Origin of the sequence: Bradyrhizobium sp. SZCCHNS3002 (assembly GCF_032377435.1) — a bacterium.
Lineage (GTDB): Bacteria > Pseudomonadota > Alphaproteobacteria > Rhizobiales > Xanthobacteraceae > Bradyrhizobium.
The window spans coordinates 109,065-123,292 of record NZ_JAUHHY010000014.1 but is presented as its reverse complement, the minus strand read 5'-3'; the positions used below and the strand labels follow the sequence as shown (position 1 = coordinate 123,292).

Sequence of the window (14,228 nt, the reverse complement as noted above, 5' to 3'; positions counted from 1 at the left end):
CGATTCACAGGAAGCCGATCGAGATCCACGGCAGGAACACGATTAAGAGCAGCGCAACGACGAGTGCGGCGAGATGCGGCCAGACGTGGCGGATGACCTCATCCGGCGAGGCGCGGCCGATGGCGCAGGCGAGATAGAAGCCGACACCGAAGGGCGGCGTGAACAGGCCGAGGCCCATCGCGAACACTGCGATGATGGCATAGTGCACCTCGTGCACGCCCATCATGCGCGCGATCGGGAACAGCAGCGGCCCGAACAGCACCACCGCCGGCACGCCTTCGAGCACGCTGCCGAGCACGACGAAGGCGAGCGCCGAGATCAGCAGAAAACCCCAGCGGCCGCCCGGCACGGCGACCATGAGGTCGACGAGCTGCTGCGAGAAGCCGGACTGCGTCAGCGCCCAGGCCATGCCGGTCGCAGCCCCCACCACCAGCAGAATCGCGCCGGACAGCGAGGCCGTATCGACCAGGATGGGATACACCCGCTTCCAGTCGAACTGGCGATAGACGAAGATGCCGACCAGCACCGTGTAGATGACGCCGATCGCCGCGACCTCGGTCGCGGTGGCGACGCCCTCGACCACAGCCGAGCGGATCACGATCGGCAGACCGAGACCGGGAATGGAGATCGCAAACAGCCGCAGCCGCGTCTTGGCATCGAAACGCTGCGCGCCGCTCATGTCCTCCTTGCGCGTCTGCAGGAAGACGACGACGGAGAGTGCGATCAGGCCGACCACCGCCGGCAGCAGCCCGCCGGTGAACAGCGCCGCGATCGACACGCCCGTCACCGAGCCCACCGTGATCAGCACGATCGAGGGCGGGATCGTCTCCGACATCACAGCGGAGGCGGACAGCAGCGACACCAGGTCGCCTTCCGAGCTGCCACGCTGCTTCATCTCCGGAAACAGCGCCGGCGCCACCGCCGCCATGTCGGCCGCCTTCGCACCGGAGATGCCCGAGACGAGGTACATCGCGCCGAGCAGCACATATTGCAGGCCGCCGCGCAGATGGCCGATGAGCGAAACCAGGAACAGGATCATCGCCCGCGCCAGTCCGGCGATCTCGATCAGCGCGCCGAGCAGCACGAACATCGGCACCGCCAGCAGCACCATGTGCGACATGCCCTCGCTGACCCGGCCGGGAACGATCAGGACCGGCACGGTGGTGCTGAAATGCAGATAGGCCACGGTGGCGAGCAGGAAGGTGAAGGCGATCGGCGTGCCGATCACCATGGCGCTGGCGACGAGCACAAAGAAGAAGATGAACAGATTGTAGTTGCCGAGCTCCTCCAGCACAGGCGCGGCGGCATAGAGCGCCCCTGCACCGGCGAGCACGAGCGCCAGAGCGCCGACGATCTGCATGAGGCTCGCCTGCTGGATCAGCCGGTCGACCGCGGTCAGCAGCATCAGCAGCACGCCGACCAGCATCGCGGCCTCGCGATAGCCTTCGCTGATCTCGAGCACGGGCATCTGGCTGATCAGGTGGCTTTCGAGGTGGTGCCAGGACGGCATCACCAGCGCCACCAGGACGGTGCAGACCAGCATCAGGCCGAGCGCATCGGTGCGCGCCCGCCACGCCGGCGACAGATTGCGGACGAAGGCGGTGAGCCGCATGTGCTCGGCGCGTCGCAATGCGACGACGGCGCCGAGCATCGCCAGCCACACGAACAGCACGGTGGCGAGCTCGTCCGACCAGATCAGCGGCGCATTGAAAACGTAGCGCGCGGCGGTCGCCGCGCCGAGCAGAACGAGTTCGGCGATGACGATCGCCGCAGCCAGCGCCTCGACGGCGCGGCCAAGCAGATGATCGAAGCGCGCGAACGCGCCATGCGACGGCACCGAGGTCGTCGCTGTCATATCAACGGCCATTGCATCCTCCCCGGCTCACACAGGCCGACCGTTTTTTCCACCGATCGCAGCTGAAGTCGAAACTACTCGGGCCTCATGGTTCTCAAGGCGATGCAATTGCATCGCCTGAACGCGTCGCAAGGCCGACGCTCCTCACCATGAGGGGCAGGATCTCGCCGCGAAATCAGCCCTCGTCCTGAGGAGCCTGCCGGAGGCAGGCGTCTCGAAGGACGGTGGCAGGCACGCTGTCGACTACGCGGTCTCTCACGCAAGTCTCACAGCTGACCGACGGATTTCTCCAGCAGCCCCCACGCCTCGGTGCCGAACTTGGTCTTCCATTCGGTGTAGAAGCCGGCGGTGCGCAGCGCATCGCGGAACGGCTTGGTGTCGACCTTGTTGAAGGTCACGCCAGCGGCCTGCATTTCCGCCTGCGCCTTGTCGTTGAAGCTCTGGATGTCCTGGCGCTCCTTGACGGCGGCCTCCGACAGCGCCGCGGTGACGGCGTCGCGGACGTCGGCAGGCATGACATTCCAGCGCGCTGCATTGGCGAAGATGTAGTGGCCGTCCCAGATATGGCCTGATAGCGCGATGTACTTCTGCACCTCGTAGAGCTTGGCGCTCTGGATCAGCGCCAGCGGATTCTCCTGGCCGTCGACGATGCGGGTCTGCAGGGCCGCATAGAGCTCGCCGAAATTGATCGGCGTCGGCGCCGCGCCGAGCGTCTTGAACAGCGTCACCCACAACGGATTGCCGGGCACGCGGATCTTGAAGCCCTTGAGGTCGTCGGGCGAGGCGATCGGCTTCGCACCGGACGTGATGTTGCGATAGCCGTTGTCGAGGCATTTCGGCAGCACGTGCAGGCCGACCTTGGCGAACTCGCGGCGCACATGGTTGCCGAGATCGCCGTCCATCGCCGACCACACCTGGTCGTAGCTCTCGAACGCGAAGGCCACCGCATTGATGCCGCCGATCGGCACCACCGTCTGGTTCACGCCTGACGTCGACATGAAGTCGAGCGCGCCGCTGCGCACCTGCGAGAACATGTCGGGCTCGCTGCCGAGCTGGCTGTTCGGATAGACCTGCAGGTCGACCAGACCATTGCTCTGCTTCTTGATGACCTCCGACGCCTCGATGATGCGGACGACGCCGGGATGGGTGGCGGGGAACGCCGTGCCGTAACGCAGGCGATACTTCGCCGATTGCGCCCGGGCGGGTGCGAACGCCAAGGCCGAGGCTCCCGCGAGCGCGGTGCCGACGAAGCTGCGACGAGACATGGATGTGGGCAAAGACACTGGCAAACCTCCCCTGCCGGCCCGCTGCGGGGGCCTTTGTATGTCATTCCTGTATCTCAAGCCTATAAGGGATACCAAATAGGCTTTCAATAGAAAACTTGTATCCAAGTTCTTGGGTTGCTATACGATGGCAGCCTGCGGTCGAGATTGGCGAGAAGGATGGAGGAACGCGTGAAGAGCCTCGTGGTGGAGCGGCCCGGCCGCCTGTCGATCGAAACGCGCCCCGTTCCCGAGCCTTCGACGGGCGAGGTCCGCATCAAGGTCGAGCGCGCCGGCATCTGCGGCTCCGACATCCACATCCTCCACGGCAGCAACCCGTTCGCGCGCTATCCGCGCGTGATCGGCCATGAATTCTTCGGCAGCATCGACAAGCTCGGCGACGGTGTCAGCGCACGGCTCGGCGCCCGCGTGGTGGTCGATCCCGTCGTTGCCTGCGGCCACTGCTACCCCTGCTCGGTCGGCCGCCCCAATGTCTGCGCCCATCTCGCCGTGCTCGGCGTCCACCGCGACGGCGGCTTTTCCGAATATGCCTGCGTGCCGGCGGCCAACGCGCATCTGCTGCCGGACAGCGTCGACGACGACAAGGCGCCGCTGGTCGAGCCGTTCTCGATCGCCGCCAACATTACCGACCACACCCGCGTGTTCGCCTCAGACGTCGCGCTGGTCTACGGCGCCGGGCCGATCGGGCTGACCGTGATCCAGGTGCTCAAGCACGTCTACGGCGTGAAGCAGCTGATCGTCACCGACCGCATCGATGCCCGGCTCGAAGCGGCGCGGCACAACGGCGCCGACCGCGTCATCAACACCGCCAGGACCGCCCTGCCCGAGGCCCTCGCCGCGGCCGATGTGACGCCGACCTTGATTATCGATGCCGCCTGCCATCCCGCCATTCTCGCCGAGGCCATCGAGATCGCCTCGCCTGCCGCACGCATCGGCCTGCTCGGCTTCTCGGCCGAGCCGTCGACGATCGTGCAGCAGAAGGTCACCGCGAAGGAGCTCGCGATCCACGCTTCCAGGCTCAACAGCGGCAAGTTCGCCAAGGTCATCGACTGGTTCGCCAGTGGCGCGCTGCAGCCGGAGCGGCTGATCACCCACCGCTTCGGGCTCGACGCCTACGCGACCGCGTTCGACACCTTCGAGCACAACCAGACCGAATGCTGCAAAGTGCAGCTGATCTTCTGAAGTCCCGGCATGGATCGTCTCAGCCCCGCAACGCTTGCCCGCCTGCCCGCCGGCATCATCAAGCCGGATTACGACCGCGCAGCAATCACAACCGGTATCGTCCATCTCGGCCTCGGCGCGTTCCATCGCGGGCATCAGGCGGTCTACACCGATGCGCTGCTCAAGCACGATCCGCGCTGGGGCATCCTCGGCGTCTCCCTGCGCTCGCCGGACACCCGCGATGCGCTGGCACCGCAAGGCGGGCTCTACAGCGTGACAGCGAGCGACGGCGCCGGCCGGCAGCGCCGCATCATTGGCGCACTCACCGGCCTTGCGGTGGCGCCCGAGGATCCGGCGGCCCTTCTGGCACGCCTCGCCGATCCCGCCATACGCATCCTCTCGACCACCGTCACCGAGAAGGGCTACAGCCACGATCCGGCGACCGGCGCGTTGCGCGTCGACGATCCCGACATCTTGCACGACAGTCTCAACCTCGGCCATCCCCGCAGCACGCTCGCCTTCATCGTCGGCGGCCTGCAACTGCGGCGACAGCGCGGCCTGCAGCCCTACACGGTGCTCGCCTGCGACAACCTTCCGGCCAATGGCCACACCTTGCGCGGTCTGGTGATCGCCTTCGCCGGGCTGGTCGATCGCGATCTCGCCGCGTGGATCACGGACAACATCCGCTTTCCCTCGACGATGGTCGATCGCATCGTGCCTGCCACCACCGATGCCGACCGCGCCGACGTCGGCGCCGCGCTCGGCCTCGATGATGCATGGCCCATCGTCACCGAGCCGTTCAGCCAATGGGTGATCGAGGATGATTTCGCCGGCGCGCGCCCCGCCTGGGACGTCAGCGGCGCACAGTTCGTGCGCGACGTCGCCCCATTCGAGCTGATGAAGCTGCGGCTGCTCAACGGCGCGCACTCGACAATCGCCTATCTCGGCTATCTCATGGGCTGCGAGACCGTCGCCGCGGCCATGGCCGAGCCCGAGCTGGCCGGCCTCGTCGAGGACATGATGCGCGAGGAGGTGACGCCGACGCTGCCCGCGCTCGGAGGCTTCGACGTCGCAGCCTATCGCGCCGCGCTGCTGCAGCGCTTCCGCAATCCCGCGCTCAAGCACAAGACCGCGCAGATCGCGATGGACGGCTCGCAGAAGCTGCCGCAGCGTCTGCTCGGCACCATCGGCGACCGCCTCGCCCGCGGCCTTCCCATCACCCGGCTTGCGCTCGCCGTCGCCGGGTGGATCCGCTACGTCAGCGGCACGGACGAGCGCGGCCAGCCGATCGCGCTGCGCGATCCGCTGGCGGCGCAGTTGCGCGCGCTCGCCGACGAGGCCGGCCCGGTCGCCAGCCGGCTCACGCCGGCGCTGCTGTCGCTCACCTCGGTGTTCGGCAGCGAGCTGCCACGAGACCCGCGCTTCGAGTTCGCAATCGAAACGGCCCTGGACGATCTGTTCCAGAAGGGTACCCGTGCCACGGTGGCGGAGACGCGACGGGCCGCCCGCTGAACATCGGCTTGGACGCAGCTCCGGCTCCGGCGGCCGCCGACGTCAGCCGCCTGGCAGCAGCTTGCCGGGATTCATCAGGCCGTGCGGATCGAGCGTGCGCTTCAGTTGCCGCATCAGCTCCAGCTCGAGCGGCGGCTTGCACAGCGGCATCTCTGCCGTGCGGAGCTGGCCGATGCCGTGCTCGGCGCTGATCGAGCCGCGGCGGCGGGTGATTTCGTCATGGACCAGGCGGGTGATGCGCGGACCGTACCGATAGAACTCGTCTTCGCTCATGTCGAGCGGGCGCATCAGATTGTAGTGCAGGTTGCCGTCGCCGAGATGGCCGAACACCATCGGACGGATGCCGGTCAGCGCCGCGCCGACCGCAGCGTCCATGACCGTGACGAAATCGGCGATCTCGGCGACGGGCACCGAGATGTCGTGCTTGAGCGCCCTGCCCTCCCGGACCAGAGCCTCGGAGACGCTCTCGCGCACCCGCCAGAACGCCTTGGCCTGGGTGCCGTCCTGGGCGACGACGGCGTCGGAGGCGAGCCCTTCCGTCATCGCGGCGGCCAGCGTGGTTTCGAGCCGTGCGGTCAGCGCGGCTTCCTCGCCGATATCGCTCAGCTCGATCAGGACAGCAGCCCCGGGAAGTGCAGCGAACGGCAGCCGTATATCCGGCATCTGGCGCAGGATCATCTCGAGCGTTGCCGAGGTCAGGAACTCGAATGCGGTGAGGCGATCGCCACAACGCGCGCGCGATAGCCGCAGCAGGTTCAGCGCGGCGGCCGCATCGGCGACCGCGACGAACGCGGTGGCCCGTGCGGTCGGCTGCGGAAACAGCTTCAACACGGCGCCGGTGATGACCCCCAGCGTGCCTTCGGAGCCGATGAAGAGATCGCGCAGCGCATAACCGGTGTTGTCCTTGCGCAAGGCGCGCAGGCCGTCCCAGATGCGGCCATCCGGCAGCACCACTTCGAGCCCCAGCGTCAGCTCGCGCATCACGCCATAGCGCAGCACGGCGACGCCGCCGGCATTCGCGGCGAGATTGCCGCCGACGGTGCAACTGCCCTCCGAGCCGAGGCTGAGCGGAAAGAACAGGCCGGCCTCGCGCGCCGCGTCCTGCACCCTCGCCAGCACGATGCCGGCGTCGACGACGATGGTCTGGCCGACGGGATCCACCGCTCGGATGCGGTTCATCCGCGACAGGGACAGCACGATCGCCCGGCCGCTCGCATCCGGAGTCGCGCCGCCCGACAGGCTGGTGTGTCCGCCCTGCGGCACGACGGCCACGCGGGCGGCGGCGCAGGCCTCCATCACCGCCGCGACCTCGTCCGTCGATCCCGGCCGAACCACCGCCAGCGTGGCCCCGTGATACTTGCCGAGCCAGTCGTGCAGATAAGGCGCCTGATCCTCGGCTGCGACGAGAACATGCGCGACACCGACGAGGCGTTGCAGGCGTTCGATCAGCTCCGTCATGACGCGCGCTTCGATGGCTCCAGAGGCTGCACTTGCGATGCGCACAAACTAACAGGACAGTGCCTCGCGTCCCCAATACCGAGTTGTCCGCCACCCATAATCGAATGTTATGGGCTGCTCAGGCGGACGCGAAAGCCACCGGCGGGGCGATATGCGGGACGGCGTCGACCAGCTCGCGCGTGTAGTCGGTCTGCGGATTGGCGAACAGCGCCCGGCTCTCGCCCTGCTCGATGATGAGACCTGTGCGCAGCACGATGGTGCGGTCGCACATCATGCGCACGACATTGAGATCGTGGCTCACGAACAGGAAGGCGAGGTTGTCCTCGCGCCGCAGCCGGTTCAGGAGCTGCAGCACCACGGCCTGCACGGAGACGTCGAGCGCCGCGGTCGGCTCGTCCAGCACCAGCAGCCGCGGCTTGCAGGCAATCGCGCGAGCAATGCCGACGCGCGCCTTCTGCCCGCCGGAGAGCTGATGCGGAAAGCGCGACAACAGCTCGCGCGGCAGGCCGACGCGATCGGCGCATTCCTCGACGCGCTGGCGCAGTCTGTCGCCCGAGCGCATGTTCATCAGCCGCAGCAGCGGATGGGCGATGCAGTCGAACGCCGTGTAGCGCGGATTGAGGCTGTCGTTCGGATCCTGGAAGACGATCTGGATGTCCTTGCGCAGCTCGGAACGGTGGAAGTCCCGCGCCGGGATTTGGCCGATCGACTGGCCGTCGAACAGGATCTCGCCGGCGCTGGGGTCGATCAGGCGGCAGATCATGCGCGAGGTCGTGCTCTTGCCGGAACCGCTCTCGCCGACCAGGCCGACGCTCTCGCCGCCGCGCATGGTCATCGAGAAGTCGGCCACGCCGACCGTACCGTCGTCGAAGCGCTTGCTGACGCCCTTGACGTCGAGCAGGAGCGGCGTGCCGTGAGGCAGCGGCGGCAGCTCCGTCACAGCGACTAGGGGAATTTTTTCGCCGTCCGGCACCAGATCCTCGACACGCGAGGTTGCCGTCGGCGAGGCCGCAACGAGGCGCTTGGTGTAGGGATGCTGCGGCCGGCGGAACAGTGTCAGCGGCGCGGCCTCCTCGACCAGCCTGCCCTGCTCCATCACGACCACGCGCGCGCAATAGCGCGCGGCAAGCCCGAGATCATGCGTGATCAGGATCGTCGCCATGCCGCGATCGGCGGCGATCTTCGCAAGAAGATCCATGACCACCTTCTGCGTGGTGACGTCGAGGCCGGTGGTCGGCTCGTCCGCGATCAGCAGCTGCGGGCTGCAGGAGATCGCGATTGCGATCATCACCCGCTGGCACATGCCGCCGGAGAGTTCGTGCGGATAGGCGCCCATGCGGCGCCCGGGATCGCGGATCTGCACGGCCTTCAGCAGCGACAAGGCCTCCGCATGCGCCTCCTGCCGCGACAGCCGGCGATGGGCGAGGATCGCATCCGCGATCTGCTGGCCGATGGTGCGGATCGGGTTGAGCGCGGCACGCGGATTCTGGAAGATCATCGCCATGGCCGCGCCGTGCAGGCTGCGCAGATCGGCACCGCCGGCCCGGGTGACGTCCTGGCCCTTGAAGCGGATGCAGCCATCGGTGATGCGGCCGGCCTTGTCGAGCAGATGGGTGATGGCAAAGCCGGTCACCGACTTGCCGGAGCCGCTCTCGCCGACGAGACCCAGCATCTCGCCCGGCTGGAGCGACAGCGACACGCCGCGCACCGCCTCGACGAGCCCACGACGGGTCGAGAAGGTCACTTTGAGATTCTCGACCTCGAGCAGCGGCTTGGAAATATCAGGCGCCGTCACGTCCGCATCCTCGGATGCGCCCCAGCTATTTGTGTTCTGACGAGACATCATGTGCGCATCCGGGGATCCAGGATGTCGCGCAGGCCGTCGCCGAGCAGATTGAAGCACAGCACGGCGCTCATCAGCGCGAAGCCGGGAAACGCCACCAGCCACCAGCGCCCGGTGGAGATGAAGCGGGCGCCCTCGGCGACCATGATGCCCCATTCCGGCGTCGGCGGCTTGACGCCGAGGCCGATGAAGGAGAGGCCCGCGGCATTGAGGATCGCCCAGCCGAGATTGAGCGACATCTGCACCGCCATCGCCGGCAGCACGTTCGGCAACAGGAAGCGCAGCACGACAGCAACATGGCTCTCGCCACAGGCACGCGCGGCCTCGACCCAGCCGAGATTGCGGCGGATGTTCACCTCGGCGCGGGCGAAGCGGATGTAGAACGGCAGGTTGATGATCGCGGTCGCGATCACGATGTTCTCGACGCGGTTGCCGAGCGCCGCGACCATCGCCATCGCCAGCACGAACAGCGGAAACGCCATCAGCACGTCGACGAAGCGGCCGACCGCCTTGTCGAGACGGCCGCCGGCATAGCCGCACAGCGCACCGATGACGGAGCCGAGCGCAAAGGACACCGCGACCGCCGTCACCGCGATCGTGAGGTCGAGCCGGCTGGCGACGATCAGGCGGCTGAGCACATCGCGGCCGAGCTGGTCGGTGCCGAACCAGTGCGCGGAGCTCGGCGGCTGCAACGCGGCAGAGACCTCGGACGCAACGGGATCGTAAGGCGCCAGCCACGGCGCAAAGACCGCGATCAGCGCCAGCAGCAGCGCGCCGCCAGCCGCGACGGCGGTGACCGGGTTGCCGCGCAGCACGAAGGCCGTGTGGCGCAGGGTTGAGGCGGTCTCTATCGTGCTCATGCTCACGCCACCGTCGCCCTGGGATCGGCGATGCCATAGAGCACATCGACCAGGAGATTGACGATCACGAAGATCGTCGCCATCAGCAGCACGAAGCCCTGTACCGGCGCGTAGTCGGAGACCAGCAGCGCATCGAGCGCGTAGGAGGCGACGCCGGGCCAGGAGAACACCTTCTCCACCAGCACGTTCGCGCCCAGCATGGTCGAGAACACGATGCCGGCGATGGTGATGACGGGAAGGATCGCGTTCCTCAAGGCATAGGTGACGACGATGCGCCACCACGACAGCCCGACCGAGCGCGCGGTGCGGACGAAATCGCTGCCGAGCGAGACCAGCATCGAGGCCCGCGTGATGCGCGCCAGCGGCGCGATCACGAACAACGCCATGGTCAGCGCCGGCAGCATCAGCTGCCGCGCCGCCGCCCACCAGCCCTCGACATCGCCTGCGAGCAGGAAGTCGATGATCAGGAAGCCGGTGCGCGATGGCGGCATCGTGGTGAAGATATCGATCCGCCCTGTCGGATCCGGCGCGAAACCGAGCAGATAATAGAACACGTAGATCAGCAGGAGCCCGGAGACGAAGGTCGGCACGCAGACGCCGAACGAACAAAATAGCCGGACGCCGTGATCGACCAGCGAGCCCGGCCGCAGCGCAGCCAGCACGCCGAGCGGCACCGCCGAGACCAGCGCGATCAGCAGCGCCGTCAAGGTCAGCTCCAGCGAGGCCGGCAGTCGCTCCTTGAGATCCTTGGCGACCGGCTGCCCGGTCATCATCGAGCGGCCGAGGTTGCCGCGACCGACCTCATAGAGGTAGATCGCGAGCTGATTCGGCAGCGGCTTGTCGAGCCCGAGCTGCCGGCGGATGACCTCGATCTCCTCCTGGCCGGCATTGGGGCCGGAGGCAAAGAACACGGCCGGATCCCCCGGCAGCACGCGCATCAAGAGGAAGGTGAAGACCAGGACACCGAACAGTGCCGGCAGCGACGAGACGAAACGCCGTCCCGCCCGCAGCAATGTTGCGCCGATCGTGCCCATGGTCCTCAGCCGTCCCGGTTACTTGCGGCTCAGGTTACGATAATCGACCTGTCGCGTGAACTGGTAGACGTAGCCGTCCACCGTCGGCTGCATCACCGCATCCTGCGCCGCCTGCCAGATCGGGATCTGGAACATCTGGTCGAAATGGATCGCGTTGAGCGCCTTGCCCTGCTCCTCGTATTTCGCCTTGTCGGCCTCGAAGCGCGCCTCCTGCGCGATCTTCTCCAATTCGGCATTGTCGGTCGAGGAATAGTTCCAGCGCTGCTTGCCGGTGTAGAAGTTGCGGTAGAAATAGTCCGTCGAGGGCAGCCAGGCGACGATGCCCTCGGTGAAGAACGGCAGCTTCTTCTCGTTGATCGCGGTCGACATCTGCGCGTCCGGCAACTTCTGGATGTCGACCTTGATGCCGATCTTGGCGAGCTGCTCCTTCACCAGCGCCGCCATCGGCTCGGCGGTCGCGGCCTGGCCGACATTGAAGCTGAAGGTGGTCGAGAAGCCGTCGGGCATGCCGGCGTCCTTCAGATAGGCCTTGGCCTTCTCCAGGTCGAGCTTGATCGGCTGCGGGATCGGATAGCCGCCGCTCGGCGGCTTGCCGTCGGCCCAGGTCGCGCCATAGAGCGGCGCGCCGCGGCTGAACAGCGCGGCCTTGAACATGTCGTCATAAGGCAGCGCATAGGCGATCGCGCGGCGCACATTGACGTTGTCGAACGGCGGAATGGTGTTGTTCATCGAGATGAAGGTCACCGCATTATACTGCGGCGTCGAGATCACCTTCAGCTTGCCCTTGCCCTCCAACGACTGCACGTCGCTGGCCTGCAGGTCGATCACGAGATCGGCGTCTCCGCGCTCGACGAGGTTGGCGCGCGTCGCCGGCTCCGGCACCGACTGGATGATCAGCCGCTTGAACGCCGCCGGCTTGTCCGGCGTGCCGCGGTTCCAGGCCTCGTTGCGCTTGGCGATCACCTGCTCGCCGGGCTTGAAGGTCTCGACGATGTAGGCGCCGCTGCCGGCCGCATTCTCCTTGGTCCAGTTCAGCGCCCACGGATCTTCGGCCGTCGCATGCGCCTTGGCGAGCTTGGAGTTGATGATGATCGGATAGACGGTGGCGAGGTTCGGCAGCGCCAGCTTGTCCGGCTTCGGCAAGGTCACTTCGAACGTCAGGGGATCGATGACCTTGAACTGATCGGCCGACGTCAGCGACCCCGTCAGCAATTGCGCCTTGCCGAGGATCGGCGCGGTGACGCAGCGGTCGAGCGACCATTTGACGTCCTCGGCGGTGACCGGCGAGCCGTCCTGGAACTTCGCATCAGGGCGCAGCTTGAAGGTGATCTTCAGACCGTCGGCGCTGACAGAATAGGATTCGGCGAGCTCGCCGGTGATCGTGTCGAGATCGAACACCCACTTACCATTGAGCTGCTTGCGGCCGAACGACACCAGCCGGTCGTAGCTCGACATCGACAGCGCGAAGGCCTCGCGCGTCGAGCCCGGAATGTTCGGATCGAGCGTGTTGACGGTGGCGCCGGTGACGTAGCGCAGAGTCTCGGCGCGGCTCTGCGCATGCACCGACGGCGCAGCCAGCATCACCGCGAGCCACGCGGTCGCCGCGAACAACGAACGTTTGGACATCTCGAAACTCATCGCCCCTGTTCCCTCATTGGTCTCAAAATCCGGCACTGAAATCGCGCGTCGGCGGAGATCCGCGACGCGCTACCATGAGATCGACGCACAAGATCGACTCTCAGCATCGACGCTCAACAGCAAATCACGTGCCACGGCGCACCGTCGCCTGCTTCACATCATAGGCCCGGAAGTTCGCCCAATGCTTGTCGATATCAGCCGTGAACAGCCCACGCGTCAAACCATGCACGAGCTTCGGCACTGCGGTCGTCATTGCGTTGATCGACGATCCCGACGCGCCGAAGCTCATCGTCGAGGCGATGGCGAACACGTGAATGTTGCCGATCCACGGCGTCTCTCCCGCGTTGCGCTCGCACAGCGCATAGTCGTCTGCAAGATAAGGGAAGGCGCCGAGCCGATCGTTGCGTTCGCTCGCATCGGGCGTGTAGCGGTCAGACCAGCGCGCGATGTTGGCCGCGAAGCGCCGCAGCTCCGGCCGCTTTGCGAAGTCCATCGAGATGCCGGTTGCGCTGATCACGAAGTCCGCCGTGATCTCGCCCTTCGCTGTCTGCAGCACGACGCCGTCGGCCGTCTCGCGCGCGCCCGTGACCGGCGCGCCTTCTTGCAGGCGGAACGCCGCGTGGCGGGCGCAGCGATCATAAGTGTGCTGCGGAAAACCTTCGCGCAGTTCCAGGACTGCGCGCATGAAGCGCCAGCGCCAGGCATCGTCGAGCTCGGAGAAGTGCCTGAGAAAGCCGCGGAACGTCAGCCAGCGATAGGGCTGGATCAGCTGGATTTCCGCGCGGCGGCATAGCAGATCGACGCGCGCCGCACCGGCTTCGAGTGCAGCCGCCGCATTGTCGAACGCCGAGGCACCGGCGCCGATCACGGCGACGCGGCGGCCGCGCAGGCTGTCGAAATCGATCTCGGCGCCGGAATGGGCGCCGCGCGTGGCGGGCAGATGGCGCAGCGGCTCCGGAATGCTCCAGTCGCCCATCCCCTCCTGCCCGGTCGCCAGCACGATCTTGCGGGCATGGATCGTCGTCTCACCATCCTTGCTGCGCACGGTCGCCTGCAGCAGTCCGTCAGCGGCGGGTGCGATATCGACGACGTCGCAGCCGTTGCGCACGGGAAGGTCGAGCACCTCGCGATACCAGGCGAGATAGTCTGCCCAATATTCGCGCGGAATCAGATCAAGATTGCGCCAGCTCTCGCCGCCGAACTTCGCCTCGTGCCACGCCTGATAGGTCAGACAAGGTATGTCGAGATCGGGTCCGGTGAAGTCTTTCGGGCTGCGCAGGGTCGGCATGCGCGCATAGCTGAGCCACGGTCCTTCGCGGCCTGCCTCAGCCTTGTCGAGCACGAGAATGTTGCCGACGCGGGAGCGCAGCAGCGCGAAGGCGGTCGCGAGACCCGATTGCCCGCCCCCGACGATCAGCACATCGAACGCAGGTCCGCCATCGGGACCGGTGACAGGCGTCAGCCATGGCATGCTGGGATGCGCGATCCTGGCAAGATCGCTGCGAACCTGGGCCGTCAGCGCGGCAAGACCGTCGCTCATGCCGGCCACCGGATGAAACACGCGCAATCGCGATCGGAACGCTC

Annotated in this window: 10 protein-coding genes; 2 read left to right on the top strand and 8 right to left on the bottom strand. The window is 66.7% G+C overall.

Annotated elements, in window-relative coordinates; genetic code table 11:
* Positions 1-4 precede the first annotated feature (4 nt).
* Positions 5-1,867 carry a TRAP transporter large permease subunit gene (locus tag QW845_RS26485; protein WP_315804459.1) on the bottom strand — a complete coding sequence of 621 codons (1,863 nt, stop codon included), beginning with the start codon at positions 1,865-1,867 and terminating at the stop codon, positions 5-7.
* Positions 1,868-2,121: 254 nt separating this feature from the next.
* A complete protein-coding gene (locus tag QW845_RS26480; RefSeq protein ID WP_315804458.1) occupies positions 2,122-3,138 on the bottom strand; it encodes a TRAP transporter substrate-binding protein in 1,017 nt (338 codons plus the stop codon).
* A 171-nt stretch (positions 3,139-3,309) separates the two neighbouring features.
* Here QW845_RS26480 and QW845_RS26475 point away from each other — a divergent pair, with 171 nt between their 5' ends.
* Positions 3,310-4,320 carry a Zn-dependent oxidoreductase gene (locus tag QW845_RS26475; RefSeq protein WP_315804457.1) on the top strand — a complete coding sequence of 337 codons (1,011 nt, stop codon included), beginning with the start codon at positions 3,310-3,312 and terminating at the stop codon, positions 4,318-4,320.
* 9 nt (positions 4,321-4,329) lie between these two features.
* Positions 4,330-5,811 carry a mannitol dehydrogenase family protein gene (locus QW845_RS26470; protein WP_315804456.1) on the top strand — a complete coding sequence of 494 codons (1,482 nt, stop codon included), beginning with the start codon at positions 4,330-4,332 and terminating at the stop codon, positions 5,809-5,811.
* A 42-nt stretch (positions 5,812-5,853) separates the two neighbouring features.
* Here the strand turns inward: QW845_RS26470 and QW845_RS26465 are convergent, their stop codons facing one another.
* The 6 genes from QW845_RS26465 to QW845_RS26440 all read right to left on the bottom strand — a co-directional run bounded on the left by QW845_RS26465 (position 5,854) and on the right by QW845_RS26440 (position 14,184).
* Positions 5,854-7,269, bottom strand: a complete 1,416-nt coding sequence (locus tag QW845_RS26465) for an FAD-binding oxidoreductase (RefSeq protein ID WP_315804455.1) — start codon at positions 7,267-7,269, stop codon at positions 5,854-5,856.
* 118 nt (positions 7,270-7,387) lie between these two features.
* On the bottom strand, positions 7,388-9,037 hold the full coding sequence (nikE, locus tag QW845_RS26460) for a nickel ABC transporter ATP-binding protein NikE (RefSeq protein ID WP_409997970.1): 1,650 nt from the start codon (positions 9,035-9,037) through the stop codon (positions 7,388-7,390).
* 74 nt (positions 9,038-9,111) lie between these two features.
* Entirely contained in the window at positions 9,112-9,972 is an 861-nt protein-coding gene (locus tag QW845_RS26455; RefSeq protein ID WP_315804454.1) for an ABC transporter permease, read from the bottom strand.
* A gap of 2 nt (positions 9,973-9,974) precedes the next feature.
* On the bottom strand, positions 9,975-11,006 hold the full coding sequence (locus tag QW845_RS26450; RefSeq protein ID WP_315804453.1) for an ABC transporter permease: 1,032 nt from the start codon (positions 11,004-11,006) through the stop codon (positions 9,975-9,977).
* Between the two features lie 18 nt (positions 11,007-11,024).
* On the bottom strand, positions 11,025-12,644 hold the full coding sequence (locus tag QW845_RS26445; RefSeq protein ID WP_315804452.1) for an ABC transporter substrate-binding protein: 1,620 nt from the start codon (positions 12,642-12,644) through the stop codon (positions 11,025-11,027).
* Between the two features lie 124 nt (positions 12,645-12,768).
* A complete protein-coding gene (locus tag QW845_RS26440) occupies positions 12,769-14,184 on the bottom strand; it encodes an NAD(P)/FAD-dependent oxidoreductase (protein ID WP_315804451.1) in 1,416 nt (471 codons plus the stop codon).
* Positions 14,185-14,228 lie beyond the last annotated feature (44 nt).